The 25,131-nt window shown below is 43.9% G+C and carries 25 protein-coding genes, 1 riboswitch and 1 other annotated feature; of the genes, 19 read left to right on the forward strand and 6 right to left on the reverse strand.

Going from position 1 to position 25,131, the window contains the following annotated elements; translation table 11 throughout:
• Nucleotides 1-13: 13 nt before the first annotated feature.
• From bioB to bioD, 4 genes are read left to right on the forward strand one after another with little or no spacing between them, the layout of a single operon-like run.
• Nucleotides 14-1,066, forward strand: coding sequence for a biotin synthase BioB (gene bioB / locus R7Q47_RS03630; RefSeq protein ID WP_005378222.1), 1,053 nt, complete (start codon nucleotides 14-16; stop codon nucleotides 1,064-1,066).
• Entirely contained in the window at nucleotides 1,053-2,204 is a 1,152-nt protein-coding gene (gene bioF, locus R7Q47_RS03635; protein ID WP_195723105.1) for an 8-amino-7-oxononanoate synthase, read from the forward strand. The genes bioB and bioF overlap by 14 nt, the downstream gene beginning before the upstream one ends.
• Nucleotides 2,204-3,025 carry a malonyl-ACP O-methyltransferase BioC gene (gene bioC / locus R7Q47_RS03640; RefSeq protein WP_005388087.1) on the forward strand — a complete coding sequence of 274 codons (822 nt, stop codon included), beginning with the start codon at nucleotides 2,204-2,206 and terminating at the stop codon, nucleotides 3,023-3,025. The genes bioF and bioC overlap by 1 nt, the downstream gene beginning before the upstream one ends.
• Nucleotides 3,022-3,708: a dethiobiotin synthase gene (gene bioD / locus R7Q47_RS03645; protein WP_005378217.1), complete on the forward strand. Its 687-nt coding sequence runs from the start codon at nucleotides 3,022-3,024 to the stop codon at nucleotides 3,706-3,708. The genes bioC and bioD overlap by 4 nt, the downstream gene beginning before the upstream one ends.
• 82 nt (nucleotides 3,709-3,790) lie before the next feature.
• Here the strand turns inward: bioD and R7Q47_RS03650 are convergent, their stop codons facing one another.
• On the reverse strand, nucleotides 3,791-3,958 hold the full coding sequence (locus tag R7Q47_RS03650; RefSeq protein WP_005378215.1) for a hypothetical protein: 168 nt from the start codon (nucleotides 3,956-3,958) through the stop codon (nucleotides 3,791-3,793).
• A gap of 509 nt (nucleotides 3,959-4,467) precedes the next feature.
• Here R7Q47_RS03650 and htpX point away from each other — a divergent pair.
• From htpX to R7Q47_RS03695, 9 genes are all read left to right on the forward strand, one after another.
• Complete coding sequence (gene htpX / locus R7Q47_RS03655) at nucleotides 4,468-5,337, forward strand: protease HtpX (protein ID WP_005388085.1); 870 nt, start codon at nucleotides 4,468-4,470, stop codon at nucleotides 5,335-5,337.
• A 209-nt stretch (nucleotides 5,338-5,546) separates the two neighbouring features.
• Nucleotides 5,547-5,966 (forward strand): nuclear transport factor 2 family protein, encoded by a 420-nt coding sequence (locus R7Q47_RS03660; protein WP_005378211.1) that lies wholly within the window; start codon nucleotides 5,547-5,549, stop codon nucleotides 5,964-5,966.
• Nucleotides 5,963-6,688, forward strand: a complete 726-nt coding sequence (locus tag R7Q47_RS03665; protein ID WP_047100788.1) for an SDR family oxidoreductase — start codon at nucleotides 5,963-5,965, stop codon at nucleotides 6,686-6,688. The genes R7Q47_RS03660 and R7Q47_RS03665 overlap by 4 nt, the downstream gene beginning before the upstream one ends.
• Nucleotides 6,689-6,700: 12 nt before the next feature.
• Nucleotides 6,701-8,011 carry an NAD(P)/FAD-dependent oxidoreductase gene (locus tag R7Q47_RS03670; protein ID WP_053349496.1) on the forward strand — a complete coding sequence of 437 codons (1,311 nt, stop codon included), beginning with the start codon at nucleotides 6,701-6,703 and terminating at the stop codon, nucleotides 8,009-8,011.
• A gap of 1 nt (nucleotide 8,012) precedes the next feature.
• Nucleotides 8,013-8,831 (forward strand): DUF1365 domain-containing protein, encoded by an 819-nt coding sequence (locus tag R7Q47_RS03675; protein ID WP_154204701.1) that lies wholly within the window; start codon nucleotides 8,013-8,015, stop codon nucleotides 8,829-8,831.
• Nucleotides 8,825-10,081 carry a cyclopropane-fatty-acyl-phospholipid synthase family protein gene (locus tag R7Q47_RS03680; protein WP_318088653.1) on the forward strand — a complete coding sequence of 419 codons (1,257 nt, stop codon included), beginning with the start codon at nucleotides 8,825-8,827 and terminating at the stop codon, nucleotides 10,079-10,081. The genes R7Q47_RS03675 and R7Q47_RS03680 overlap by 7 nt, the downstream gene beginning before the upstream one ends.
• Nucleotides 10,082-10,087: 6 nt before the next feature.
• Complete coding sequence (locus R7Q47_RS03685) at nucleotides 10,088-10,600, forward strand: DUF2878 domain-containing protein (RefSeq protein ID WP_154204700.1); 513 nt, start codon at nucleotides 10,088-10,090, stop codon at nucleotides 10,598-10,600.
• Complete coding sequence (locus tag R7Q47_RS03690; RefSeq protein ID WP_318088654.1) at nucleotides 10,560-11,153, forward strand: chalcone isomerase family protein; 594 nt, start codon at nucleotides 10,560-10,562, stop codon at nucleotides 11,151-11,153. Before R7Q47_RS03685 ends, R7Q47_RS03690 begins: the two co-directional genes overlap by 41 nt.
• Nucleotides 11,153-11,686, forward strand: a complete 534-nt coding sequence (locus tag R7Q47_RS03695; protein ID WP_195723104.1) for a DUF3833 domain-containing protein — start codon at nucleotides 11,153-11,155, stop codon at nucleotides 11,684-11,686. The genes R7Q47_RS03690 and R7Q47_RS03695 overlap by 1 nt, the downstream gene beginning before the upstream one ends.
• A gap of 133 nt (nucleotides 11,687-11,819) precedes the next feature.
• On the opposite strand, the gene purB is transcribed toward R7Q47_RS03695, so the two are convergent.
• The 3 genes from purB to mnmA form a co-directional block, all read right to left on the reverse strand.
• Nucleotides 11,820-13,190, reverse strand: coding sequence for an adenylosuccinate lyase (gene purB / locus R7Q47_RS03700; RefSeq protein WP_154204698.1), 1,371 nt, complete (start codon nucleotides 13,188-13,190; stop codon nucleotides 11,820-11,822).
• 153 nt (nucleotides 13,191-13,343) lie between these two features.
• Entirely contained in the window at nucleotides 13,344-13,961 is a 618-nt protein-coding gene (gene hflD / locus R7Q47_RS03705; protein WP_005378194.1) for a high frequency lysogenization protein HflD, read from the reverse strand.
• Nucleotides 13,962-13,971: 10 nt separating this feature from the next.
• The gene (gene mnmA, locus R7Q47_RS03710; protein WP_005378192.1) at nucleotides 13,972-15,096 is read right to left on the reverse strand and encodes a tRNA 2-thiouridine(34) synthase MnmA; all 1,125 of its coding nucleotides are present in this window, start codon (nucleotides 15,094-15,096) and stop codon (nucleotides 13,972-13,974) included.
• A 188-nt stretch (nucleotides 15,097-15,284) separates the two neighbouring features.
• On the opposite strand from mnmA, the gene R7Q47_RS03715 reads away from it, so the two are divergent.
• On the forward strand, nucleotides 15,285-15,554 hold the full coding sequence (locus R7Q47_RS03715) for a hypothetical protein (RefSeq protein ID WP_005378190.1): 270 nt from the start codon (nucleotides 15,285-15,287) through the stop codon (nucleotides 15,552-15,554).
• Between the two features lie 117 nt (nucleotides 15,555-15,671).
• Entirely contained in the window at nucleotides 15,672-16,976 is a 1,305-nt protein-coding gene (locus R7Q47_RS03720) for an inosine/guanosine kinase (RefSeq protein ID WP_005378187.1), read from the forward strand.
• A 127-nt stretch (nucleotides 16,977-17,103) separates the two neighbouring features.
• Here R7Q47_RS03720 and R7Q47_RS03725 read toward each other — a convergent pair whose 3' ends face one another.
• The gene (locus tag R7Q47_RS03725; RefSeq protein ID WP_005378185.1) at nucleotides 17,104-17,511 is read right to left on the reverse strand and encodes an H-NS family nucleoid-associated regulatory protein; all 408 of its coding nucleotides are present in this window, start codon (nucleotides 17,509-17,511) and stop codon (nucleotides 17,104-17,106) included.
• Between the two features lie 582 nt (nucleotides 17,512-18,093).
• Nucleotides 18,094-18,276, forward strand: a riboswitch (Lysine riboswitch).
• A 109-nt stretch (nucleotides 18,277-18,385) separates the two neighbouring features.
• Between R7Q47_RS03725 and tet(35) the strand changes: the two genes are divergently transcribed.
• A complete protein-coding gene (gene tet(35), locus R7Q47_RS03730; RefSeq protein WP_213871566.1) occupies nucleotides 18,386-19,987 on the forward strand; it encodes a tetracycline efflux Na+/H+ antiporter family transporter Tet(35) in 1,602 nt (533 codons plus the stop codon).
• 324 nt (nucleotides 19,988-20,311) lie between these two features.
• On the opposite strand, the gene R7Q47_RS03735 is transcribed toward tet(35), so the two are convergent.
• Nucleotides 20,312-21,265, reverse strand: coding sequence for a sigma-54 interaction domain-containing protein (locus R7Q47_RS03735; protein ID WP_005388056.1), 954 nt, complete (start codon nucleotides 21,263-21,265; stop codon nucleotides 20,312-20,314).
• Nucleotides 21,266-21,634: 369 nt separating this feature from the next.
• Nucleotides 21,635-21,772, forward strand: a sequence feature (His leader region).
• Between the two features lie 53 nt (nucleotides 21,773-21,825).
• Between R7Q47_RS03735 and hisG the strand changes: the two genes are divergently transcribed.
• From hisG to hisC, 3 genes are read left to right on the forward strand one after another with little or no spacing between them, the layout of a single operon-like run.
• A complete protein-coding gene (hisG, locus tag R7Q47_RS03740; protein WP_005378180.1) occupies nucleotides 21,826-22,722 on the forward strand; it encodes an ATP phosphoribosyltransferase in 897 nt (298 codons plus the stop codon).
• Nucleotides 22,723-22,727: 5 nt separating this feature from the next.
• On the forward strand, nucleotides 22,728-24,026 hold the full coding sequence (gene hisD / locus R7Q47_RS03745) for a histidinol dehydrogenase (protein ID WP_054575132.1): 1,299 nt from the start codon (nucleotides 22,728-22,730) through the stop codon (nucleotides 24,024-24,026).
• A gap of 12 nt (nucleotides 24,027-24,038) precedes the next feature.
• Nucleotides 24,039-25,079, forward strand: coding sequence for a histidinol-phosphate transaminase (hisC, locus tag R7Q47_RS03750; RefSeq protein WP_248487492.1), 1,041 nt, complete (start codon nucleotides 24,039-24,041; stop codon nucleotides 25,077-25,079).
• The last annotated feature ends 52 nt before the right edge of the window (nucleotides 25,080-25,131 follow it).

The raw sequence follows: 25,131 nt of genomic DNA on the forward strand, positions 1-25,131 counted from the left end.
TAAAGGAATACACGTGGAAGTTCGTCATAACTGGACGCATGCTGAAGTGCGCGATCTCATGGAAAAACCATTCATGGATCTCCTATTCGAAGCGCAGCTTGTACATCGTCAATATCAACAAACCAACCATGTTCAAGTAAGCACGCTTCTGTCGATTAAGACAGGTGCTTGTCCAGAAGATTGTAAGTACTGTCCTCAGAGTGCTCGTTACACCACAGACATCGAGAAAGAGCGTCTGATGGAAGTAGAACGCGTACTCGATGCTGCGCAAAAAGCCAAAAATGCTGGTTCTACTCGATTCTGTATGGGCGCAGCATGGAAAAATCCAAAAGAGCGTGACATGCCGCATTTGACCGACATGATCAAAGGCGTGAAGGGCATGGGTTTAGAAACGTGTATGACATTAGGCATGTTGACACCAGATCAAGCAAAACAACTGGCAACCGCAGGTTTGGATTACTACAACCACAACCTAGATACGTCTCCTGAATTTTACGGCAACATCATTACCACACGTACTTATCAAGACCGTTTAGATACTTTGTCTCATGTTCGTGATGCTGGCATGAAGATCTGTTCCGGTGGCATCATCGGTATGGGTGAAAGTGCTAACGACCGAGCAGGTTTGTTGGTTGAATTAGCTAACTTGCCAGTGCATCCTGAAAGTGTGCCAATCAACATGCTGGTTAAGGTGAAAGGCACACCACTGGAAGAGGTGGACGATGTTGAGCCATTCGATTTCATTCGCTTGATTGCGATTGCGCGCATCATGATGCCTCAATCAGCGGTTCGTCTATCGGCTGGCCGTGAAAACATGAACGAACAAATGCAAGCGCTGTGTTTTATGGCGGGTGCAAACTCCGTTTTCTATGGCTGCAAGCTTCTGACCACGCCAAACCCTTCTGAAGACAAAGACATGATGTTGTTCAATAAGCTCGGCATTAACAGCCAAGAGGTGTCTCAAAAGCCTGATGAAATCGAAGAAAACGAGTTACTCGATCGCGTCGTAGAGCGCGTTGCTGCCCGTCCGACAAAAGACGACCTTTTCTACGATGCCAGCGTTTAAATCTCGTATCGAGTCCGCTCTTGCTAAGCGTAAAACGCAAGGGTTGAATCGTTCTATGAATGTGGTGTTTGCCGGTAACCAGTCCGTTTTGGAGCACGAAGGCAAGCGCTACATTAATTTCTCAAGTAATGATTATTTGGGCTTGGCCAATGATCAAGCGCTCGTTCGTGCGTGGCAGCAAGGTTTAAGCGTATACGGCAGTGGCAGTGGAGCATCGCCAATGGTCACTGGCTTTAGTGCAGCACACAGCAATTTAGAAGCCGCACTAACTGAATGGTTGGGCTACGACAGAGCAATTCTGTTTGGTTCTGGATTCAGTGCTAATCAAGCCTTGTTGTTCACCTTGTTAGAAAAAACAGACGTATTGATCCAAGACCGTTTGAATCATGCTTCATTGATAGAAGCGGGGGCGTTGTCACCAGCTAAGATGAAGCGCTTCAAACACAATGACATCGAGCACCTAAAGTCGCTGATTAATAGCGAAGACAACCATCTAGTTGTGACGGAAGGGGTATTCAGCATGGACGGTGACTGCGCGCCGCTCAGCGATATAGCTGAAGCCACTCGCAGTCATGATGCTTGGTTTGCTGTCGATGACGCTCATGGAATTGGTGTTCTCGGTCAATCCGGTGGTGGTTCTTGCGAGTTGGCAACGGTTAAGCCTGAGTTATTGGTCGTTACCTTCGGTAAAGCGTTTGGTATGTCTGGCGCGGCTATTTTATGTGACCACGCAACGGGGGACTTTTTAACTCAATTTGCTCGTCACCATGTGTATTCCACGGCGATACCACCAGCACAAGCGTATGCGTTGACTCATGCAGTCTCGATGGTTCAAGAGCAGTCTTGGCGACGTGAAAAGCTCTCTGAGCTTAGTGAAGTGTATCGAGATAGCCTTAGCGACCTTGAGGGGTTTGTTGAGACTCAAACTTCGATTAAGCCCTTTTTGATTGGTGAATCTGAATTGGCTTTGCGAGTAGCAGGTGCTTGTCGCCAAAACGGTATTTGGGTGACTGCTATTCGCCCTCCGACGGTGCCTAAAGGAACGTCTCGTCTTCGAATCACACTCACTGCCAATCACACTAATGAACAAGTTAAAACGCTTTCAATGGCATTGAAGCAAGCATTAGGAGCGCTGTAATGGATAATGCAACTACCGCATTAGCGCAAACGCTCGCGTTAGAGAGTTTCCATCAAGATAAAGACGCGATTGCCTCTTCGTTTGGTAAAGCAGCAGAAACATACGATAAACATGCGGCTTTTCAACGTGATGTCGGGCATCAGCTGCTTGATAAACTTCCTGAAAACTTGACGGGAAAACGTGTATTGGATTTAGGTTGTGGCACGGGTTATTTCTCCCAATTACTTCAACAACGCGGTGCGGAAGTAGTCTGCGGCGATATCTCTCAAGCCATGTTAGATAAAGCAGAGCAGCGTTGTGGTGCAGTACGAATGCATTACCAAGTTGCTGATGCTGAAAACTTACCATTTGACGATGATAGCTTCGATTACGTGTTTTCAAGTTTAGCGCTGCAATGGTGTACAGATTTAAGTTACCCACTAAAAGAAGTGCGCCGCGTGCTAAAAAATGGTGGGAAAGCGTGGTTCTCTACACTGGTTGATGGATCACTGTATGAGCTGCGTGCATCATGGGAAAAAATTGATGCATATCAACACGTCAATAACTTTCTAACGCTCAATCAGGTAAAAATTGCGTTAGCGCAATCTCGATGTGACAGCCATCAACTAGACTTGACCACCATCACAGTTTGGTACGACTCTGCATTTTCAGTTATGCGTGACCTCAAAGGTATAGGTGCAAATCACGTAAGCGGGCGCTCACACGGTTTAACTAGTCGCGAGACTTTGTTAAAAGTTGAGCATGCGTACCAAGCGTTTAAAAACGATCAAGGTCTTCTACCTGCAAGTTATCAGGTTTGTTTTGGAGTAATACATCTATGATTGATGCTTTTTTTATTGCTGGTACGGATACTGATGTTGGAAAGACGGTAGCGTCTAAAGCCATTTTGCAAGCGATCGCAGCAAAAGGACTAAACACTATTGGTTATAAGCCAGTGGCAGCAGGGAGTGACAAGACTGAAGCGGGATGGCGTAACTCTGATGCTTTACACTTACAAGACGCCGCAACACTCGATGTGGCCTATGATGATGTGAACCCATACGCTTTAGAGTTGCCTGCTTCTCCCCACATTGCAGCGAAGCATGAACATGTCGAAATAAGTTACGATGTTCTGAGTCAAAAACTGGCTCAACATAAGCAGCAAGCCGATGTTGTTCTCGTTGAAGGTGCTGGAGGCTGGCGTGTGCCAGTATCCGATACGGACTGTTTATCTACATGGGTAAAAGAAGAGCAGTTACCTGTTGTACTGGTGGTTGGCATTAAATTAGGCTGTTTGAGCCACGCTTTACTCACAGCGGAGAGTATTAAAGCGGATGGTTTGAATCTTGTTGGCTGGGTGGCAAACCGCGTCAACCCAGGCACAGAGCACTACGCTGACATTATCGAGATGCTAGAAGCACGTATCGATGCACCTAAGCTTGGGGAAATTCCATATATTCCAAGTGCTAAACGCAAAGAGCTAGGCAAGTACATTAATGTAGAGCCGTTGCTAAACACTGACTAATGGTGTTTAGGATAAAAGACTAAAAAACCCAAAGGGCTGCGCAATGCAGCCCTTTCTTGTTGGTGTAACCTAAAAAGTCAGATTACTTATCTTGGCTGAGCCCCATCAATGCCTGTTGTGTTTCTGCAACACGCTGAGACATATGATGATCGGTTGAAATACCAAGTTGTTGCTTTGCCTCGTCCTCTGAGATGCCTAGGTGACAACGTAGTAAATCAATAGCCATTTGATAGTCGTTAGTTTCTACCATGGTTTTTCCCTCAATACATGGAGTTTTTGAGCTCACCCAATGCACTTTTTGCAATGTACTTAGAGTGGCTCTGTTTTGTTCATCTCATTCGAATTTAGCATGTCCATGTGGCCGCACAATAAGACCAAAGTCTATAGCAGAGCTAACGTACTATTTTTGGTCTATTAAAAAATTTCTAGCTAAGTTGCTAAGAGGTGATAGATTTAACACCAAGATCATCTATCAATAGATGATGAGTAGCTCAGAGCTTATTTCATCATTTTGATAAATGTATATGAACGGAGGTTCCTGCTCCTACCAAAGCATGTTTTGAAATCGCTTGAATCAAATATTTCAGTCCCGAAAACAAATGTTGCAATTTATTGCTTAACCTTGTTTTTATCGCGGATAGACTATATCTATAACGCACGGAACATGAAAATCAACGGAATTGGCTTTTATAGCGATTACCATTTGTTCCTTATAACAATCCGTTTTAAAAAAACGATAAGCTTCCTCGGAGAAAAGTAATGAAGCGAATTATGTTATTCCTAGCAACTAACCTAGCTGTCGTGCTAGTGCTTAGTGTTGTTCTGAATATTGTTTACGCTGTAACTGGAATGCAACCAGGCAGTCTGTCAGGTTTACTTGTAATGGCTGCTGTATTTGGTTTTGGTGGCGCATTTATTTCGTTGATGATGTCAAAGGGTATGGCGCTACGCTCGGTTGGTGGTATGGTCATTGAAAGCCCGCGCAACGAAACGGAGCATTGGTTAGTCGAAACTGTGGGTCGTCAAGCTCAACAAGTGGGTATTGGTATGCCAACGGTGGCTATTTATGATTCACCAGATATCAATGCATTTGCGACAGGTGCAAAGCGAGATGACTCTCTTGTCGCAGTTTCTACTGGTCTTTTACACAATATGACTCGTGATGAGGCAGAGGCAGTACTTGCACACGAAGTGAGCCATATTGCAAATGGTGATATGGTCACGATGACGTTGATGCAAGGTGTCGTGAACACGTTTGTTATCTTCCTATCACGCTTTATTGCCAATATCGTGGCATCGAACGATGATGAAGAAGGCCAAGGTACAAATATGATGGTTTATTTTGGCGTATCCATGGTGCTTGAACTGGTATTTGGTTTCCTAGCTAGCTTCTTGACTATGTGGTACAGCCGTCATCGCGAATTCCACGCGGACGCAGGTGCAGCGCGCCTCGTTGGCAAAGAAAAAATGATTGCGGCTCTAGAGCGTTTGAAGGTGAGTCATGAATCTCAACTGGATGGCACCATGATGGCATTTGGTATCAACGGTAAGCAGTCGCTGACTGAGCTACTAATGAGCCACCCTCCGCTAGATAAACGTATTGCAGCGTTGCGAGGCCAGCAATACTAACTGTGTCTACTTAAATAATTGTTAATCTGCTGAAAAGGCTTGGTTTTGACCAAGCCTTTTTTTTCGCCGATTGATCGCGTGCGAACTTCATCACGTACTACTTACAGAAATAAAGTTATACAAAATTATTTTTGTACAACTTTGGTGGAATGAACTATCTTGTACATATAATAATTTTGTACAACTTAATGGGCGTGTAGGAGTAAAAAATGGACATACAGTCTGTTGGCAATATCTATCAAAAGCTCAACAAAGCGAACTTACATCTGCTTAAGGATATATATCACCAAGATGTAGTATTTGAGGACGCAGCGCATCGTTTAGAAGGATGGCCAGCACTTTCGGATTATTTCACCTCATTATATGCCAACGTCATCAGTTGTGATTTTGTAATCCATGAGCATCAACAAGTTGGAGATACAGGCTTCCTAACTTGGACAATGGACCTTCAGCATCCCAAACTTCAGAAGGGTGCGCCTATTCTCGTCAATGGTGTTTCGCACCTCAAATTTAGCGAAGGTCAGGTCATTTATCACCGAGACTATTTTGATCTCGGAGAGATGCTCTATGAGCATTTACCGTTACTTGGTTCAGTCGTTAAAACCATCAAGCAGAGGTTAGGACAATGAACAACACCATCTTAATCACAGGCGCCACCTCCGGAATAGGAAGACAGCTTGCCCTAGATTACGCGAACTCAGAATGGAATGTGATTGCTTGTGGTCGGAATCAAGATGTTCTTGCAGAACTGGAGGCAGTTTCTTCCAAAATTCATACATTGCAGTTTGATGTGACAAATTATGAGGAAACTCAGCAGGCGCTCTCTAACTTGCCCTTTACGCCAAACACATGGGTTTTTAACGCAGGCGATTGTGAGTACATGGATGAGGGAGTGGTCGACGCGAAACTCATGGCGCGTGTGATGAACGTAAATGTTGTCGGTGTTGCCAACTGCGTTGAAGGCTGCCAAGTACATTTAGAGAGAGGGCACCGCATTGTTATTGTTGGCTCTATCGCATCAGAAGTGGCACTGCCTCGTGCAGAAGCTTACGGCGCATCCAAAGCGGCAGTCAGTTATTTTGCACGCACGCTCGCCGTCGACTTGAAAAAGAAAGGGATCAAAGTGGTAACGGTGTTTCCTGGTTTTGTTGAAACGCCGTTGACTGACAAAAACGACTTCGAAATGCCAATGATCATTTCTACTCAGCAAGCGTCGGACTCTATCAGGAAGCAGTTAGCCGCCAACAAGACCTATATCTATTTCCCGGCGAGATTTACCAGTATTTTACGTTTTATCTCGTTACTTCCATACAGTTGGCAAGCTCGCCTAACTGCTAAACTCGTATCATAAGAAGGAATAAAAATGAAAACAGCAGGAAGAAAGAAGATAGCGATTGTGGGAACGGGAATCTCTGGCCTTACTTGTGGTTATTACTTGCATAAAGAACATGATGTAACGCTGTTTGAAGCGAACGATTACATCGGTGGCCATACTGCAACCGTTGATGTGAGCCTTGATGGTAAAGAATACGCGATAGATACTGGGTTCATCGTCTATAACGACCGTACGTACCCTAATTTCATTAAAATGATGAGCGAGATTGGCGTTGAAGGTCTGCCGACTCAAATGAGCTTCAGTGTCAGAAATGATGGGAACGGACTAGAGTACAACGGCCACACAGTGTCGACATTGTTTGCTCAAAAACGTAACTGGGCAAACCCTAAATTTTATCGATTTATCTTCGAGATACTTCGTTTCAATAAACTTGCCAAGCGCTTCGCTAGCGAGCAGTCCACGCACTCTCAGACGTTAGGTGAGTTCCTTGACGAACACAAATTCAGTGCTTTCTTTACCGATAACTACATTTTACCGATGGGTGCTGCGATTTGGTCGTCGACTTTAGCTGACATGCGCGCATTCCCTCTTATGTTCTTCTTACGTTTCTTCCTCAACCACGGTCTGCTAGATGTGACTAACCGACCACAATGGTATGTGATTAAAGGTGGTTCACGTTCATACATTCCACCATTGACCAAAGGCTTTGCCGAGAATATTCGTCTTAATAGTCCTGTCGAAAAAGTGGTTCGCAACGAAAAAGGGGTTGGCGTTCAAGTTCGCGGAGAAACGCATTGGTTTGATGACGTTATCTTTGCTTGTCACAGTGATCAAGCAATGAGAATGCTAGAGGATATCAGCCCAATTGAGCAGGAAATCTTGGGGGATATGACATACCAAGCAAATGAAGTTGTTCTTCATACCGACTCTGCCGTACTACCAAAACGTAAGGCAGCATGGGCATCATGGAACTACCTATTGGAAGGCAGTGAGGAGGAACAGCAACGCCTCCCTTCGCTCACTTATAACATGAACATTCTTCAGCATATTCAATCAGAACACACGTTTTGTGTAACGTTGAATAGTACTGAGCAAATTAACTCAAATAAAGTCTTGCGTTCGTTCACTTATCATCATCCAGTATTCACCACTGAGTCTATTGCAGCGCAGCAGCGCAAAAATGAGATACAGGGTAAACAAAGTACCTGGTTCTGCGGCGCTTATTGGTACAACGGTTTTCATGAAGATGGCGTGCGTAGCGCGCTTGATGTTGTGAAAGAACTAGAAGAAAAGTACCGCGAACAAAATGTGGTTCCTTTCGAAAAAGGCGCAGCGTGATATGGATAGCCAAATGAACAGCCGATTGTTTATAGGCAACGTTCGTCACCGTCGATTCACGCCTGTGAATCATGAGTTGAACTACTCTTTATTTATGCCCGCCATCGATGTAGACGAGATCGATGCTTTAGAGAAAAAAGTATGGGGTTTTGGTTCGCGTTGGTGGCATTGGGCTCGCTTTAAGCGCAGTGATTACATTGGTGAAGGTAGCGTCAAGTCGGCAGTGCACAGCAAAATTGAAGAACTGACAGGTGTTCGCTGTACCGGCAAGGTAATCGCAGTCTGTCACTTGCGTTATCTAGGACTTTATTTCAGTCCCGTTAATTTCTACTACGTTTATAACACGGAAGGAGAATGGAAGTATCTCCTCGCAGAGGTGAGTAACACTCCTTGGAATGAACGACATTACTACGTGGTGTCAGCAGATAAAGAAGAAGAAAAGTTTGGTTGGGAACAAGATAAAGCATTCCATGTTTCACCATTCAACCCGATTGACCAACTCTACCGCTGGAGAATTAAACCTTTGACAGACAAGTTGAATATTCATCTTGAATGTCACAAAGGAGAGAAACACTTTGATGCCACCATGGTTATGAAAGCCAAGCCACTTTCAAGCAAAACCTTATTGAGGTGTTTGATCGTTACACCAATACAAACGGTAAAAGTAATGGTTGGTATTTATTGGCACGCATTAAAACTTTGGGTGAAAGGCGCACCTTTTTATTCTCATCCTAAATATTCAACGCATGAAGAAATAGAAGCCGATACTGAAAAAACAGACAAAAAAAATAAAAAGCACAAGGAGAATTCTGCATGTTAAATACTAGTTCTATGACATTGCCGCGTAAATTGACGACAACGCAAAAAGCGGCTCGCGGAGTTATTTTTCAATGTCTGCAAAAAATGGAAATCGGCTGCTTAACAGTTATTGAAAGTTTTAAGACGGAAACGACAGAGCGAAGCGAGCGTTTTAGTGCGCCAAATGGGGAGTACAGTGGTCAACCTGTTGTCGCTACTATAGAGGTAAAACATCCAGGCTTTTATTCACGGACCTTGCAGGGCGGCAGTATTGCTGCTGGTGAGGCTTATATGGATGGGTGGTGGGATAGCCCCGATTTAACCTCATTAATGAAACTGATGGCCCTTAACATGCGTGCTCTAGATAAACTCGAAGAGCAAGGCAGTTGGTTGACTAAAATACTGTACAAGTTCAGTCATTGGTCAAACAGAAACTCTGAAGAGAACTCACGTAAAAATATCCATGCGCATTACGACTTGGGTAACAACCTATACGAAGCGTTCCTTGATACCAATATGCTGTACTCGTCGGCGCTTTACAATCATGCGGATGACTCTCTAGAGCAGGCTCAAATCAACAAAATGGATCGTCTATGTCAGCAACTTGAGCTGAAATCTACCGATCATGTTGTTGAAATTGGCACTGGGTGGGGCGCTATGGCGATTTACATGGCTGAACAATACGGTTGTCAGGTCACCACAACAACGATATCTGAAGAGCAACACGCGTACGCGGAGCAAAAAATCAAAGAGCGTGGCTTAGAAGACAAAATCACTCTACTCAAAGAAGATTACCGAAACCTAACCGGCACTTATGACAAGCTCGTTTCTATTGAAATGATTGAAGCTGTGGGCAAACAATTCCTGCCTTCGTACATTAAGGTCTGTGAGTCTTTATTGAAGTCTGGTGGCTTGATGGCGATTCAAGCGATTACGATTGCCGATCAGCGTTACGATTACTACAGTAACAACGTCGACTTTATCCAAAAGTACATTTTCCCGGGTGGTTTTTTACCGTCGGTAACCTCACTAACCCAAGCAACAACAAAGTACAGTGACTTAGTGACGCGAGACTTGTTCGATATTGGTTTGGACTACGCCAAGACGCTGAACGAATGGCACCTTCGTTTTAATCGAGCAGAGAATGAAGTGCGCTCGTTTGGCTACGACGACCGCTTTGTGCGTATGTGGCGCTACTATTTGAGCTACTGTGAAGGTGGCTTTTTGGCTCGCACGATCAGTGCAGTTCACATGACGTTTCAACGCCCGTAGTTCGTTATGAAGGTATTTCTTGCTTCGACATGGTTCCAACTCTGCTGGTTTGCAGCGGTGCTTGGAACCTATCAATGGCAATGGGTCACGTTATTCCTTACTTTGGCAACCCTACTATATTGTCTGAAAAGCGATGTATCTTCGCTCAAAAGTATTGGTGTGATCGTCACGAGCGGGCTCGTGCTTGATACGCTCAATCAACAACTCTCGGTCTTTGTCTTTCCAACCCCATGGCTGCCAGTCTGGTTATTATGCTTGTGGGTTTTGTTTTCTTGGTATGCCTATCAACTTAAGTCAATTTTGTACCGTTTCCCAAAAACCTACGTATCAATAGTAGGCGGACTCGGAGGAACAGTGAGCTACTTTGCTGGCTATAAGCTCCAAGCCGTTGAATTTGGATTTAGCACTGGCGCTACACTGGCAATGTTGTTTGTCGAATGGTGCGTCATGATGCTCTTGATACTCAAGGTGTACGGAAATGAAAAGCTTGAAGAGAGTTTTAACTCAGAGACTGACTAGGTTGCTTGCGTTGGTAATAGTAACTGGTTCTTTTGCTCTGCAAGCTCAACCCGTTGGAAACAGCGAAGCTGCTAGCCACATTGCTAATTGGAAGGGATGGAAAACTGTTGGAGAAGCCCAACTTACCTGGTTCATCTTCGATATTTATCACTCAAGATTAAAAGCGCCTGATGGAAAGTTCGTCGTAAGCGATGACATATCGCCACATCCCCTTGCGTTGGAAATTAATTACAAGAGAGACATCAGTAAGCAACAGCTGCTTGATGTGACGGATGAGCAGTGGGCGAAATTGGGTTTTACTGACTCATATCGAAAAACTTGGATCAGCGAGCTCGATCGTATGTTTCCTGATATTCAAAAAGGTGACGAGCTTACTTATCTAACAGATGGAAAATCTGGTCAGCTGTTTTATAAGCAGGTTGGGGACGTGCAAGTAAAGAACGTTGGCATCATTGAAGACGAACGAATGAACGATGCATTTTTAGCTATATGGTTATCACCCAACACAGAATTTCCGAAACTCCGAAAACAATTGATAGGGCAGGTTAGATAGTGTTTAAACGAATTTGTAAATCAGCGACTTTAGTGGCAGCTGTTTTTCTTTCGGCATGTTCCGCAGACATTGATAATTACCGCTTTTCTACACCGACTTTTGACGTATTCGGTTATTTCGAAGGCGACATAAAGGCGTGGGGGATGGTGCAAGATTATACCGAACAGCAAACCCGTCGCTTTGAAGTCGATATAGTGGGTACTGTAGAAGGTGATACGCTGACGCTGGTGGAAGACTTCGTGTTTGATGACGGAGAGGTGGACCAGCGAATTTGGGTTATCACTAGATTAGAAGACGGTAGTTATGAAGGTAAGGCAGACGATATTATAGGTGTAGCAACAGGGGAAGAGCAGGGCAATGCGCTACAGTGGCAATATGACTTTGAGCTACAAATGGAGGATTCATCAGTGACGGTTGCTTTTGATGATTGGCTTTATCGTCAGGATGACAGACACGTTTTCAATCTAACGAAAATAAAAAAGTTTGGTGTGGAAGTAGGAACAATAACCTTGTTCTTCCAAAAGCAGCCATAACAAATGGGGCTGATCTTCAATTAATAATCCATTCCATATAACTAAAATTATTTTCTCCCGACCTAACTCTCCTAACTAAAAAAGGTTGACGCTTTCGCGTCAACCTTTTAAGTATCTGGTCGTTACAGGAGTATTACAGCTTATCTGTCAGCTCGATTGCTTGACCGATATAGTTCGCTGGTGTCATCTCTTTCAGACGTGCTTTCTCGTGCTCAGGAAGCTCAAGACCGTCGATGAAGTTACGCATTGCTTCGCCGTCAACACGCTTACCACGAGTTAGCTCTTTTAGCTTCTCGTATGGCTTCTCGATGCCGTAACGACGCATTACCGTTTGTACTGGCTCTGCTAGTACTTCCCAGTTCTTGTCTAGTTCAGCAAGAAGCGCTTCACGGTTTACTTCTAGCTTGCTGATGCCTTTAAGCGTAGAAGTGTAAGCGATGATAGCGTAGCCAACACCAACACCAAGGTTACGTAGAACCGTTGAGTCAGTTAGGTCACGTTGCCAACGAGAGATAGGCAGTTTCTGTGCTAGGTGGCCGAATACAGCGTTCGCAAGACCTAGGTTACCTTCTGAGTTTTCAAAGTCGATTGGGTTAACTTTGTGAGGCATTGTTGAAGAACCGATCTCACCAGCAATAGTTTTTTGCTTGAAGTGGCCTAGTGCAATGTAACCCCAAACGTCACGGTCGAAGTCAATCAGGATAGTGTTGAAACGAGCGATAGCGTCGAACAGCTCAGCGATGTAATCGTGCGGTTCGATTTGAGTTGTGTAAGGGTTCCAAGTTACGCCTAGAGACTCTGTGATGAATTCTTCAGAGAACTTGTGCCAATCTAGCTCTGGGTAAGCAGAAAGGTGTGCATTGTAGTTACCTACTGCACCGTTGATTTTCGCTAGGATCTCAACGTTTTCGATTTGCTTGAATTGACGCTCCATACGGTACGCCACGTTTGCCATTTCTTTACCCATAGTAGATGGAGAAGCAGGCTGACCGTGTGTACGAGATAGAAGAGGAATGTCGCGGTATTCCTCTGCTAGTGCTTTGATAGCGTCGATTAGGTTACGGATTTCTGGAAGAATCACGTTCTCACGAGCTTCTTTAAGCATTAGAGCGTGTGATGTGTTGTTGATGTCTTCAGAAGTACATGCGAAGTGGAAGAACTCGTTTACTGCGTGCAGTTCAGGAACGTCTGCTACTTTCTCTTTTAGGAAGTACTCAACCGCTTTTACGTCGTGGTTAGTTGTACGCTCGATCTCTTTGATACGGCGTGCATCTTCTTCAGAGAAGTTTGCAGCAAGGTCGTCTAGGAATTGGTTTGCTTCTGCGCTAAACGCTGGCACTTCTGCAATTTCAGCAGTAGCAGCAAGCTTTTGTAGCCAGCGGATTTCAACGATAGTACGGTACTTTAGTAGACCGTATTCACTGAAAATTTCGCGTAACGCAATTGTCTTGCTTCCGTAACGGCCGTCTACTGGTGAAACAGCAGTCAATGCTGACAGTTCCATGATGTTCTCCTGAATTGGGTTTCTAAATTTCGTGAGCTTTATACCAATAACTGTGGCAATTGTCACGAATATTGCGCAAACGTTTGCGCGAGATTTGTTTTAGTCGAAAAAAATGAGCTCGCGATAAACGCGAGCTGCTTATTTGATATTTTACTACAGACGAGCAAGAAGGATTTGTGCTTGCTCTACCATCTTCTTGCGACCGAAGATTAGGTGGCGACGCTTACCACCAACTTGACGCCAAAGAACTGCACTACGAATGCCAGATAACAACAGCGCACGAACTTTGTGTTGGCTTGCCGTCTGCTGCAGTACAGATGGCGTGCCCGTTACTTGAATGCGTGGGCCAATAGGGCTAACGACATCCAGATAGATGCTCGCTAAATTGCTGATCATTTGATCGTCTAGTAGCTCAAAGTGCTCTGACTGACGCTTGGCCATTTGAATACGATCGCCAAGCTGAGACATAGCATCGTTACGAGAGCTTAACTTACGTTCTAACGCCATTAAACTAATAATGTAACGAGTAATTTCACTGCCTGATGGTGTGCTATCAATCCCTTTAACCAAGCATTCTAGGCCGAGCTTTAGATCGGCTTCGCGACCGAATACGCCAACTGTGTTAGCAGGGTTCGTGCTCAAAATAGCGTTGATTGATGTTTCAAAAGCATCTTGATCACAATGTCCGTTTCTCGCTACCTGTTGAACTAAAGCAACAGCTTGGCAAATCCCAGCGAAAGCGATAGTACGGTCATAAAGTGTATTCGCCACGTAACGACTCCTAAGCTTGAGAATATTTAATGCGTTGCTCGATGATGCCGCCACCTAGGCACACGTCACCTTTGTAGAACACTGCTGATTGACCTGGAGTTACAGCAATTTGTGGCTCGTCAAAGATAACTTTAATGTTTTCATCATCGATAGGGATGATTGTACAAGGAATATCTTCCTGACGGTAACGAGTTTTCACTGTGCACTTCATAACATCGCGAATTGGCTCACGATCTACCCAGTGAAGTTGTGATGCAAGTAGACCTTCTGATTTCAACATTGGATGGTCTTTACCTTGAACGGCAATCAAAACGTTACGTTCTAGATCTTTCTCACCAACGAACCATGGGTCCTCGTTACCACCGCCGCCTTTACGGCCACCGATGTGTAGACCTTTACGCTGACCAAGTGTGTGGTACATCAGGCCTTGATGTTGACCAATCACTTCGCCTTCAGGTGTTTCGATGTTGCCTGGTTGAGCTGGAAGGTAGCGACCTAGGAATTCTGTAAACTTGCGTTCGCCGATGAAACAAATACCCGTAGAGTCTTTCTTCTTCGCCGTGATTAGATCTTGCTCTTCCGCGATGCGGCGTACTTCTGGCTTCTCTAGGTCACCAACAGGGAATAGGCTACGCGCAATTTGCTCGTTGCTTAATGTGTACAGGAAGTAGCTTTGATCTTTGTTGCCATCTAGACCACGTAGCATCTGTGGTTTTTCACCGTTTTCTGGGAAAGAGCGACGCACATAGTGGCCCATTGCAATGTAATCAGCATCAAGTACTTCATCAGCGAATTCTAGGAATGCTTTGAACTTGATTTCTTTGTTACAAAGAATGTCAGGGTTCGGAGTACGGCCAGCTTTGTATTCAGCAAGGAAGTACTCAAATACGTTATCCCAGTATTCGGCAGCAAAGTTGATAGTGTGTAGGTGGATGCCTAGCTTGTCACATACTGCCTGAGCGTCAGCAAGATCTTCTGCCGCTGTACAATATTCTTCGTTGTCATCTTCTTCCCAGTTCTTCATGAAAAGGCCTTCTACTTGGTAGCCTTGCTGCTTTAGAAGATACGCGGAAACAGATGAATCAACGCCGCCGGACATACCGACGATGACTTTCTTTTGACTGTTATCAGACATTACTAAACACCACTTAAATAAACGGGATGCAGATTCTATCAGAATCCACAGACCGGTGACAGATCCGAGATCGAAATCACAATTCGTTTCGCTGGATTTTTCTTCAACAAAGATTCGAACGAGTAATTTCGCAAGTATAGAAGAGGTATATATGGCATAGTTGGCCAAAATCCAAGAGGAAACACCAAATGACAGAAGAAAACCAATTTATGCAAGAAAGTGAGTTGATTGAAATTGTTGAAAATCAGCTCGAAGATGGTAACCCGCTTAAAGTAAAAGAAACCCTTATGCGTTTAATGATGACTGGCACACCACGTGAAGATGCGGTTGCGATGATGGCATGTGCGATGTCAATTGAGATTTTTGATGTGATGAAGAATGAAGGTGAGTTCAACCTAAAGCGTTATAGCGAGCACCTTGAGCAACTACCAGATCTCAGCTTTATGGAAGGTGAATAAGCCACCTAAAAGAAAAAAGTAGTCAGCAAACGTTTGCTATAATCGCTTTTATTGCTGCTTTATTATTAGCGGTATAGAATCCGCTCTCCTTTTCATCCCCTTACTCAGACTGACAATATGAAATTTCCTGGACAACGCAAATCGAAGCACTATTTTCCTGTTCATGCTCGTGACCCGCTGGTGAGCCAAGCACAAGAAAGCAAGAAGATGACGCGCACTCACATCATTGGTATTGACCAAACCTTGGTTGATATTGAAGCAAAAGTTACAACGGATGTGATTGAAAAGTACGGTCTGAGTAAAGGTCACTCTCTGGTTATCGATGACGAAAGAGCAGAAGAGTTATACCAGCAACTGAAAGAAGAGAACTTGATTACCAATGAGTATGCGGGCGGTACAATTGGTAACACGCTACATAACTACTCCGTGCTAGCGGATGACCGCTCCACACTACTTGGAGTGATGAGCCAGGATATTAAGATTGGCAGCTACGGTTACCGTTATCTTTGTAATACATCAAGCCGCATGGATTTGAACTACCTACAAGGTGTAGATGGTGCAATTGGCCGTTGCTTTGCTCTTATCACAGAAGACGGTGAACGTACTTTTGCTATCAGCGAAGGGCAAATGAACCAACTCCATCCTGATAGCATTCCAGAGAAAATCTTTAAAAATGCATCAGCACTTGTACTGACGTCATATCTAGTACGTTGCAAAGACGGCGACCCAATGCCGGAAGCAACAATGAAAGCGATTGAGTACGCGAAAAAGAATGATGTGCCTGTTGTTCTGACTCTAGGCACAAAGTTTGTTATTCAAGATGATCCTAAATATTGGCAAGAATTCATTCGAGATAACGTTTCTGTCGTTGCGATGAATGAAGATGAAGCAGAAGCTCTGACAGGGGAATCTGATCCACTTGCTGCGTCTGACAAAACATTGGAGTGGGCTGATCTAGTATTGTGCACGGCGGGTCCTGTAGGTCTATTTATGGCTGGGTATACGGAAGATAGCGCGAAGCGCGAAACTTCTTTGCCATTACTTCCAGGGTCAATTGCTGAATTTAATCGTTATGAATTTAGTCGTCCGGCGAAAAAAGACTCATGCGAGACGCCAATAAAAGTGTACTCGCATATCTCGCCATATATGGGTGGCCCAGAAAAAATTAAGAATACAAATGGCGCAGGTGATGCCGCGTTATCTGCTGTTCTTCATGATATGGCAGCAAATAAATACCATAAAGAAAATGTGCCTAATTCAAGCAAGCACAGTAACGAGTATTTAACTTACTCTTCTTTTTCTCAAGTCTGCAAATACGCAAACCGCGCGAGCTACGAAGTTCTCGTGCAACATTCACCACGATTGTCGCGCGGACTTCCTGAGCGAGAAGATAGCCTAGAAGAAGCATACTGGGAACGTTAATACGAAGCAGTTTAATTAACTATTCTGTAACTAAAGTAAAAGGCACATTAAGAAATGTGCCTTTTTTATTTGTAATGGTTTAAATAAAAAAGGCTCCCTATGGGAGCCTTTTAAAAATAGCACGGATCTAGATTAGGAACTCATCCAGAGATTTACCTGCATCAAGTTGCTCTTGAATCGCCGAAGGTGTACGACCTTGGCCAGTCCAAGTTTTCTCATTACCGTTTGAATCTGTGTATTTGTATTTAGCAGGGCGAGGTGCGCGCTTCGCTTTGCCTTTCGTCTTAGTTTCGCCAGATAGCGCAGTAATAAGTGCTTCTACGTCAATACCGTCTTGAGCGATTTTCTCAGCAATCTCTGCAAGCTTAGCTTCTTGCTCTGCTTGTGCTGCGCGTTCTGCTTCTTCTGCTTCACGACGCTCATCTACGACAGTAGTGAGTTTATCTAGAGCTTCTTCCAATTGTTCTAGAGTCAGCTCACGAGAAAATGCACGAAGGCTACGGATATTTAGAAGGGTTTTAGTCAGCTCTGACATAACGATTCCTATTAAAAGGTTAATGTGTTGGGCACTTTTTATCGTTACGATTAAATAATGCCAATCTATAAATAAACAAAGAGTCCTTATATTTAACTTTATCTTTTCCTTATGTGCAAATGCTAAATCAAGATTTTGTTTAAATTTGACTATTTTTTAAAGCAATTAATATTATTACACTCGAAATAAATCATTATTAGATGAGAACTAAAATCAACAATCATTATTGTATAGAGAGAGTGACAGCTTGGTTTTTTATAAAAAAATTTGAGTTATTACTTAAAAATATGAAGCATCCATCTTTAATGCTGTGTCATATATCCTTAATTTATTGATATAAGATAAACCATGATATTTCTAAGGTAGTAATAATGTTTCATAAATAACATGATTGATGTGATTTCAGTTGCACAAAACTTATGGAAGTAGGCAAGGTTTATAAATTATCTCAGTCATTATTTATTTGTTTAATTTAGTTTGATGTGTTGCATTGACTCTCATCATAAGTACAATGGCTGCCACCTGATGCAATATTGCAGACAATTTGTTGTTAATTTGTACAGTTAGTGGTTAATTGTTTGTTGTTGCCGTAGAGGCGCGGTCTCGAAGAGTAGCTATTATTGGGGTGATGCCAATGAATAATAGTGGAAGGCGAAGATTGCCGAAGTAAGTAACTCATCAAAGTTACTTGCTGGGGTTGTATCTGAAAGGAACAACACTGCCATAGTATATATTCACATTAAACTATGGAGCGCTACTGTAGGGTTGGGTGGAGTGTTCGCTTCCCTGTCGCTAAGTTCAACATGAGCACGTATCGTATGCTACGTGACTTGTCTGCAGTAGATCTCTAGCCAAACTTTGGTTTTTGAAGATCATGAATTTAATAGATTTTTCTAGTTCTCCTGTTTCATTGTTGCCACCTATTGTCGCTTTGACTTTGGCGATTTTGACTCGACGTGTATTAGTTTCCTTGGGTGTAGGTATCGTGCTAGGTGCGGTGCTACTTAATAGCTGGTCTATCAGCGACACCGCAGGTTACGTCAGTTCTCAAGTTTCTTCTGTCTTTATTGAAGATGGCGGAATTAACACTTGGAACATGAGCATTGTTGGTTTCCTAATCTTATTAGGTATGACAACAGCTTTATTAACGCTATCTGGCGGTACTCGTGCTTTTGCTGAATGGGCACAATCTCGAGTGAAGAGTAAACGCGGCTCCAAACTTCTTGCCGCCTTTTTAGGCGTATTCATTTTTGTCGATGATTACTTTAATAGCCTTGCTGTTGGTGCGATCTCTCGCCCAGTAACCGATCGCTTTTATGTGTCTCGCGCTAAGCTTGCGTACATTCTAGACTCAACCGCTGCTCCAATGTGTGTAATTATGCCTGCTTCTAGCTGGGGGGCTTACATTATTACTATTATTGGCGGGATCTTAGTCTCACATGGGATCACAGAGTATTCGGCTCTTGGCGCATATGTTCGTCTTATCCCAATGAACTTCTACGCCGTTTTTGCGCTGCTAATGGTGTTCGCTGTTGCGTGGTTTGGTCTTGATATTGGTAAAATGCGTGAGCATGAGATCTCTGCATCGCAAGGTCGTGGCTTTGATAAAGATAAAGAAAATGACTCGCAAGAAGCGCATGACCTAAACGAAGAGCTAGATATCCGTGAAAGTGAAAAGGGTAAAGTGTCAGATTTGATACTTCCTATCGTAACGCTGATTATCGCGACTATCGCTTCAATGCTTTACACGGGTGGCCAAGCATTGGCTGCTGATGGTAAAGAATTTGCGCTTCTTGGTGCTTTTGAAAATACAGATGTAGGTACATCACTAATCTACGGTAGCTTGCTTGGCTTAGCAGTTGCACTGTTTACTGTTGTGAAGCAAGGTCTACCAATGGCTGAGATCACACGTACACTTTGGATTGGTGCTAAGTCTATGTTTGGTGCGATTCTAATCTTAGTATTTGCCTGGACCATTGGTTCTGTTATCGGTGATATGAAGACTGGTACTTACCTTTCGACAATGGCGCAGGGCAACATTAACCCGCACTGGCTACCAGTTATCCTATTCTTGTTGTCTGGCCTGATGGCGTTCTCAACAGGTACTTCATGGGGTACGTTCGGCATCATGCTTCCAATCGCTGGAGACATGGCTGGCGCAACAGACGTAGCGCTAATGCTACCGATGCTGAGTGCGGTTTTAGCTGGTGCGGTATTCGGTGACCATTGTTCACCAATCTCAGATACGACTATCCTGTCATCGACGGGTGCACGTTGTAACCACATTGATCACGTATCAACACAGCTACCTTATGCATTATCAGTCGCGCTTGTTTCATGCGTCGGCTTTATTGCCCTTGGTATGACTGCTTCAATTGCGTTTTCGTTCATTGCAGCGTCGATAACATTCGTTATCGTTTGCGCTATTTTGTCATGGCTTTCAAAGTCTAAAATAGCGTCTTGCCAGAGTGCGTAAGTTGTTTTGAATAGATTCGTTACAGAGGGAAGCTCCGCTAATTTAGCGGAGCTTTTTTTTAACGCGACTTAGGTGAGGGGGGCAATCGCGTTTTTGGGGATAAAAGTCTCGTGTTAAGAGCGAATTGTTTGTGTACCGAGCTCTCCTTGATGGGCTGTAATGGAAAAGCAATCCATCTTCTTCTTAGTTCTAAGCAAAGACTATGCCCATTTTAAGCTTTTGATTTTTAATACAGCAAAATACGCATGGTTGCGATGCAGAGTTAACTAAATGATATCTAAAGAGTTACCTGTTACACAGTGTTACGTTACACCTATACAGTATTTAAACATTTAAGTTGTATTTCTTTATTAATCGATAAAGCGTTGTTCTTGAAATGCCGAGGTGACGTGCAGCCGCACTCATATTGTGTTTATTTTCTTCGATAGCTTGCAGTAGGTAGTCGAGATCAATTTGGTCCACAGAAGGGAGCAATTGCCTCTCATTGTTATCAAGGCCCAAGTCGGCGACGAGAAGCGTGTGATCTTCACACATCACAATTGCTCGTTGGATGACATTACGCAGTTCTCTTACGTTGCCTGGCCAACGATGTTTGAGGAGCTTGGCTTTTACCTTATCAGACATTTTTTGTACCTGACCATGAGACAGATCTGCTAGGAAGTGTTCAGATAAAATAATAATGTCTTTTCCACGCTTTCTCAGTGGAGGGATAGTTAATGGCAATATATTAAGCCGATAGAATAGATCTTCACGAAATCCTCCTTGTACGACTTCATTTTTCAAATCCACGTGGCTTGCTGCAATGACCCTACAGTCCACGTCAATGAATTTATCCGCTCCGACTTTATGGATTTGTTTACTCTCCAAAAAGTGAAGGAGGTGGATTTGTAGGTCTGGTGGCATGTCACCAATTTCATCAAGAAATAGGGTGCCTTTATGTGCCTTTTGAATAAAACCTATACGCTCTGAGATTGCGCCTGTAAATGCTCCTTTTTCGTGGCCGAAAAGCTCGGATGCAATAAGACCACTTGGAATGGCTCCACAGTTGACTTCCACAAAAGGTGCTGAGTGTCTGTTCGACAATTGATGAATAAGGCGAGCGCAAAGACCTTTCCCAACACCAGTTTCACCCTGAATGAGGACTTCAGCATCACATTGAGCGTACTTTTGTATTGCAGTACGAAGTTCTTGGATACAGGCACTATTGCCGATCAACGGGTATAGTGCCGTATCGTCGAAATCTACAGCTTGTTTATTACTACCGTTACGCAGTTTCATTGTTAATCACTATTTTTTGCCCCGCTCTAATAATAGTTTTGAATGACTTGTCTCAAACGTGAGTTGCTGTCTCTTTATTGAGAAAAGTGTCAATTAATGGATTGGGTACGGTCTAAATAGTTGTTTTGGTGAATATTCATACTATTCTTCGTTTTCTTCGTCAGAGTAGAGCTGATTGGAGGTGTTCTTTCTACCAGAGTATTCAATATGGAAAAGAATTTAATTTCATTTAAATCAATATCTTGTGAAAAATATTTAGAAAATATTCAATTGAGTATTGAAAAATATAGAATCCTTAGTTAGTGTGGTTACTAACAAAGCAACTCAAAAAGAGCCTTAAATAAGTATGCGTAATTTTGTAATGAACATTCATCACCATCATCACCCAATCTAGTCTTTCGGGCGATGTACGCATACCCGGGAGGCAGGAAACTCCCGGAGGTAAAATCAAAGTAAAAGCAGATTTTAAACCCTCGGGAGACTTCAATCTCCCGAGGGTTTTTTAGTTTTATTAGTTTGAAAAATACTTAGATATCAAAATCTTGCATAGGGACAAAGCAATGCAAACACAACGTTTAAGAATCGCAATTCAGAAAAAAGGTCGTCTTAGCAAAGAGAGTCAAGCTCTACTAAAACAGTGCGGCGTAAAGTTCAACGTAATGGGCGAGCGTTTAGTTGTCCATTCTGAAAATATGCCAATTGATTTACTCTTGGTTCGTGACGACGACATCCCAGGTTTAATTATGGATGGCGTGGTTGACCTTGGCTTTATTGGCGAAAATGAGCTAGAAGAAGTTCGCCTTGACCGCAAAGCATTAGGTGAACCCTGCGAGTTTGTTCAGCTTCGTCGACTTGATTTTGGTGGCTGTCGTTTATCTATCGCAATCGACAAGGACGAAGAGTACAACGGTCCACAAGACTTAGCTGGCAAGCGTATTGCTACAACGTATCCTCAACTTCTAAAAGCGTACATGGATGAAGCCGGCGTTCCATTCTCTACATGTATGCTGACAGGCTCTGTAGAAGTTGCGCCTCGCGCGGGTCTCGCTGATGCTATCGCTGATTTGGTTTCTACAGGTGCAACACTGGAAGCGAACGGCCTTAAAGAAGCTGAAATTATCTTCAAATCAAAAGCGACATTGATTCAACGCACAGGTGAGTTCGACGCAGACAAAGTGGCGCTAATCGAAAAGCTGTTAACTCGCATGCAAGGCGTGCAGCAAGCGAAAGAATCTAAGTACATTATGCTTCACGCCCCAGCAGAGAAGTTAGATCAAATTAAAGCACTACTGCCAGGTGCTGAAGACCCAACTGTTCTTCCTCTTTCTGCAGATAAGCAGAAAATGGCTGTTCACTTAGTGAGTTCTGAAAACCTGTTCTGGGAAACAATGGAACAGCTGAAAGAGTTGGGCGCAAGTTCAATTCTCGTTCTACCAATTGAAAAAATGATGGAGTAAGCATCATGAGAACAGTCGTTTGGCAATCATTAAGTGAGAATCAGCAAGACTCTATTTTGGAGCGCCCTGCTATTGCAGAAGGTGCCAATATCACCACTGCTGTGGCCGAAGTTATTGCTAAAGTTCGAGAAGAAGGTGACTCTGCTCTTATTGAGCTGACCGAAAAGTTTGACCGTGTTAAGCCTGAATCCATTCGTGTTTCTTCTCAGGAAATTAAGGCAGCGTCAGAGCGTTTGTCAGAGTCAATGAAGAGCGCATTAGAGCAAGCTTACGCCAATATTTCTAAGTTCCACAAAGCGCAAAAGCCGCAACCGATCAAGGTGGAAACCCAGCCAGGTGTCCTTTGTGAACAAGTAACACGCCCAATTCAAAAAGTGGGTTTGTACATTCCGGGTGGCAGTGCGCCTTTGCCATCGACTGTTTTGATGCTCGGCGTTCCTGCAAAAATTGCAGGTTGTCGTAAAGTCGTTCTTTGTTCTCCACCGCCAATCGCTGATGAGATCCTTTATGTCGCGAAACTGTGTGGCATTGATGAAGTGTACAACGTCGGTGGTGGCCAAGCAGTTGCTGCAATGGCTTATGGCACCGAGACGGTATCGAAAGTAGATAAGATCTTTGGTCCGGGCAACGCTTACGTGACCGAAGCAAAACGACAGGTTAGCAATGATTTCCGCGGTGCTGCGATTGATATGCCAGCAGGGCCATCAGAAGTGTTAGTGATTGCAGATGAAACCGCAGATGCAGACTTTATCGCTGCGGATCTTTTGAGCCAAGCGGAACACGGTCCTGATTCTCAAGTGGTATTGGTGACTCCTTCTCCTGTGATTGCTGATCAAGTGACGGATGCGGTTCAACGTCAGCTTAAGGAGCTATCTCGTGCAGACATCGCAGAAAAGGCTCTGGCATCAAGCTTGATCATTATTTCCGAGTCGATGACGCAGTCAGTTTCTATTTCCAATTACTACGGTCCTGAGCACTTGATTGTTCAGACTAAGAACCCTCGTGAGCTTCTACCTCTACTTGATAATGCAGGCTCTATCTTCCTTGGGGATTGGTCGCCTGAATCTGCGGGAGATTACGCATCGGGGACTAACCACGTCCTTCCTACTTACGGTTACACACGTACTTATTCAAGCTTAGGTTTGGCGGATTTCTCTAAACGAATGACGGTTCAGGAGCTTTCTGCTGATGGTTTAAAGAACCTTGCACCAACGGTAGTCACGATGGCTGAAGCAGAAGGTCTGGACGCTCACAAACGTGCTGTTACTATCCGCGTAGAAAAATTAGCAAGTAAGAAAGAATAAGAGAGTAATGAGATGGAAAAGCTAGCGCGTAAACAAGTCCAACAGCTTACCCCTTATATGTCGGCTCGCCGAATCGGTGGTACGGGTGACGTATGGCTAAATGCCAACGAATCACCATTTAACAATGAATACAAAACAGACTTTGCTCGTCTTAATCGTTACAGCGAATGCCAACCGAAAGAACTGATTTCCGCTTACGCAGCGTATGCGGCTGTGAAACCAGAACAAACACTGACTTCTCGCGGCGCAGACGAAGGTATTGAGTTATTAATTCGTGCATTCTGTGAGCCGGGTGAAGATGCGATTCTTTACTGCCCACCAACTTACGGTATGTACGCCATCAGTGCAGAAACCATCGGTGTAGAGCGCAAAACCGTGCCGCTAACGTCAGATTGGCAACTAGACCTTGCTGGCATCGAAGCTAATCTGGATAACGTGAAGCTGGTTTTTGTATGTTCGCCAAACAACCCAACGGGTAATTTGGTTAAGCGTGAGGACATTGTGTCTCTGCTTGAGATGACAAAAGACCGTGCAATCGTGGTGATGGATGAAGCGTACATTGATTTTTGCCCTGAAGCATCAACGGTAGATTTACTGGCGCAATACCCGAATCTCGCAATTCTGCGCACTCTGTCGAAAGCTTTTGCGCTTGCAGGTCTGCGTTGTGGATTTACGCTTGCGAACGAAGAGCTGATTAATGTACTTCTTAAAGTTATCGCACCATATCCAGTACCGGTGCCAGTAGCAGAAATTGCCACTCAAGCGCTTTCTGAAGCAGGCCTAGCGCGAGCGAAGTTCCAAGTTCTCGATCTGAATGCAAACCGTGCCTACTTGCAAGTTGGTCTTTCAATGATTCCGGGTTTGGAAGTGTTTGAAGGGTGGGGGAACTACCTATTGGTGAAATTCCCAGATGGTGATGGGCTTTTCAAAGCCGCTTGGGAGATGGGAATTATTTTACGCAACTCGCCAATTGAGAACTGCGTACGTATCAGTGTGGGTAACCGTGACGAGTGCGAAAAAACACTTGGATTTATTAGAAACTACTACTCATAAGTAGAGAAAAAATTTATCGCTCTTGCTCAATAGCGGGAGCGCCAAAAGAATA

The organism is Vibrio sp. Vb0349 (assembly GCF_033338975.1).

What these genes read in the sequence shown, in the direction of transcription:
- bioF (WP_195723105.1), top strand. Translation starts at nt 1,053, where the DNA reads ATGCCAGCGTTTAAATCTCGTATCGAGTCCGCTCTTGCTAAGCGTAAA.
- bioC (WP_005388087.1), top strand. Translation starts at nt 2,204, where the DNA reads ATGGATAATGCAACTACCGCATTAGCGCAAACGCTCGCGTTAGAGAGT.
- bioD (WP_005378217.1), top strand. Translation starts at nt 3,022, where the DNA reads ATGATTGATGCTTTTTTTATTGCTGGTACGGATACTGATGTTGGAAAG.
- R7Q47_RS03650 (WP_005378215.1), bottom strand. Translation starts at nt 3,958, where the DNA reads ATGGTAGAAACTAACGACTATCAAATGGCTATTGATTTACTACGTTGT.
- htpX (WP_005388085.1), top strand. Translation starts at nt 4,468, where the DNA reads ATGAAGCGAATTATGTTATTCCTAGCAACTAACCTAGCTGTCGTGCTA.
- R7Q47_RS03660 (WP_005378211.1), top strand. Translation starts at nt 5,547, where the DNA reads ATGGACATACAGTCTGTTGGCAATATCTATCAAAAGCTCAACAAAGCG.
- R7Q47_RS03665 (WP_047100788.1), top strand. Translation starts at nt 5,963, where the DNA reads ATGAACAACACCATCTTAATCACAGGCGCCACCTCCGGAATAGGAAGA.
- R7Q47_RS03670 (WP_053349496.1), top strand. Translation starts at nt 6,701, where the DNA reads ATGAAAACAGCAGGAAGAAAGAAGATAGCGATTGTGGGAACGGGAATC.
- R7Q47_RS03675 (WP_154204701.1), top strand. Translation starts at nt 8,013, where the DNA reads ATGGATAGCCAAATGAACAGCCGATTGTTTATAGGCAACGTTCGTCAC.
- R7Q47_RS03680 (WP_318088653.1), top strand. Translation starts at nt 8,825, where the DNA reads ATGTTAAATACTAGTTCTATGACATTGCCGCGTAAATTGACGACAACG.
- R7Q47_RS03685 (WP_154204700.1), top strand. Translation starts at nt 10,088, where the DNA reads ATGAAGGTATTTCTTGCTTCGACATGGTTCCAACTCTGCTGGTTTGCA.
- R7Q47_RS03690 (WP_318088654.1), top strand. Translation starts at nt 10,560, where the DNA reads ATGAAAAGCTTGAAGAGAGTTTTAACTCAGAGACTGACTAGGTTGCTT.
- purB (WP_154204698.1), bottom strand. Translation starts at nt 13,190, where the DNA reads ATGGAACTGTCAGCATTGACTGCTGTTTCACCAGTAGACGGCCGTTAC.
- mnmA (WP_005378192.1), bottom strand. Translation starts at nt 15,096, where the DNA reads ATGTCTGATAACAGTCAAAAGAAAGTCATCGTCGGTATGTCCGGCGGC.
- R7Q47_RS03715 (WP_005378190.1), top strand. Translation starts at nt 15,285, where the DNA reads ATGACAGAAGAAAACCAATTTATGCAAGAAAGTGAGTTGATTGAAATT.
- R7Q47_RS03720 (WP_005378187.1), top strand. Translation starts at nt 15,672, where the DNA reads ATGAAATTTCCTGGACAACGCAAATCGAAGCACTATTTTCCTGTTCAT.
- R7Q47_RS03725 (WP_005378185.1), bottom strand. Translation starts at nt 17,511, where the DNA reads ATGTCAGAGCTGACTAAAACCCTTCTAAATATCCGTAGCCTTCGTGCA.
- R7Q47_RS03735 (WP_005388056.1), bottom strand. Translation starts at nt 21,265, where the DNA reads ATGAAACTGCGTAACGGTAGTAATAAACAAGCTGTAGATTTCGACGAT.
- hisG (WP_005378180.1), top strand. Translation starts at nt 21,826, where the DNA reads ATGCAAACACAACGTTTAAGAATCGCAATTCAGAAAAAAGGTCGTCTT.
- hisD (WP_054575132.1), top strand. Translation starts at nt 22,728, where the DNA reads ATGAGAACAGTCGTTTGGCAATCATTAAGTGAGAATCAGCAAGACTCT.
- hisC (WP_248487492.1), top strand. Translation starts at nt 24,039, where the DNA reads ATGGAAAAGCTAGCGCGTAAACAAGTCCAACAGCTTACCCCTTATATG.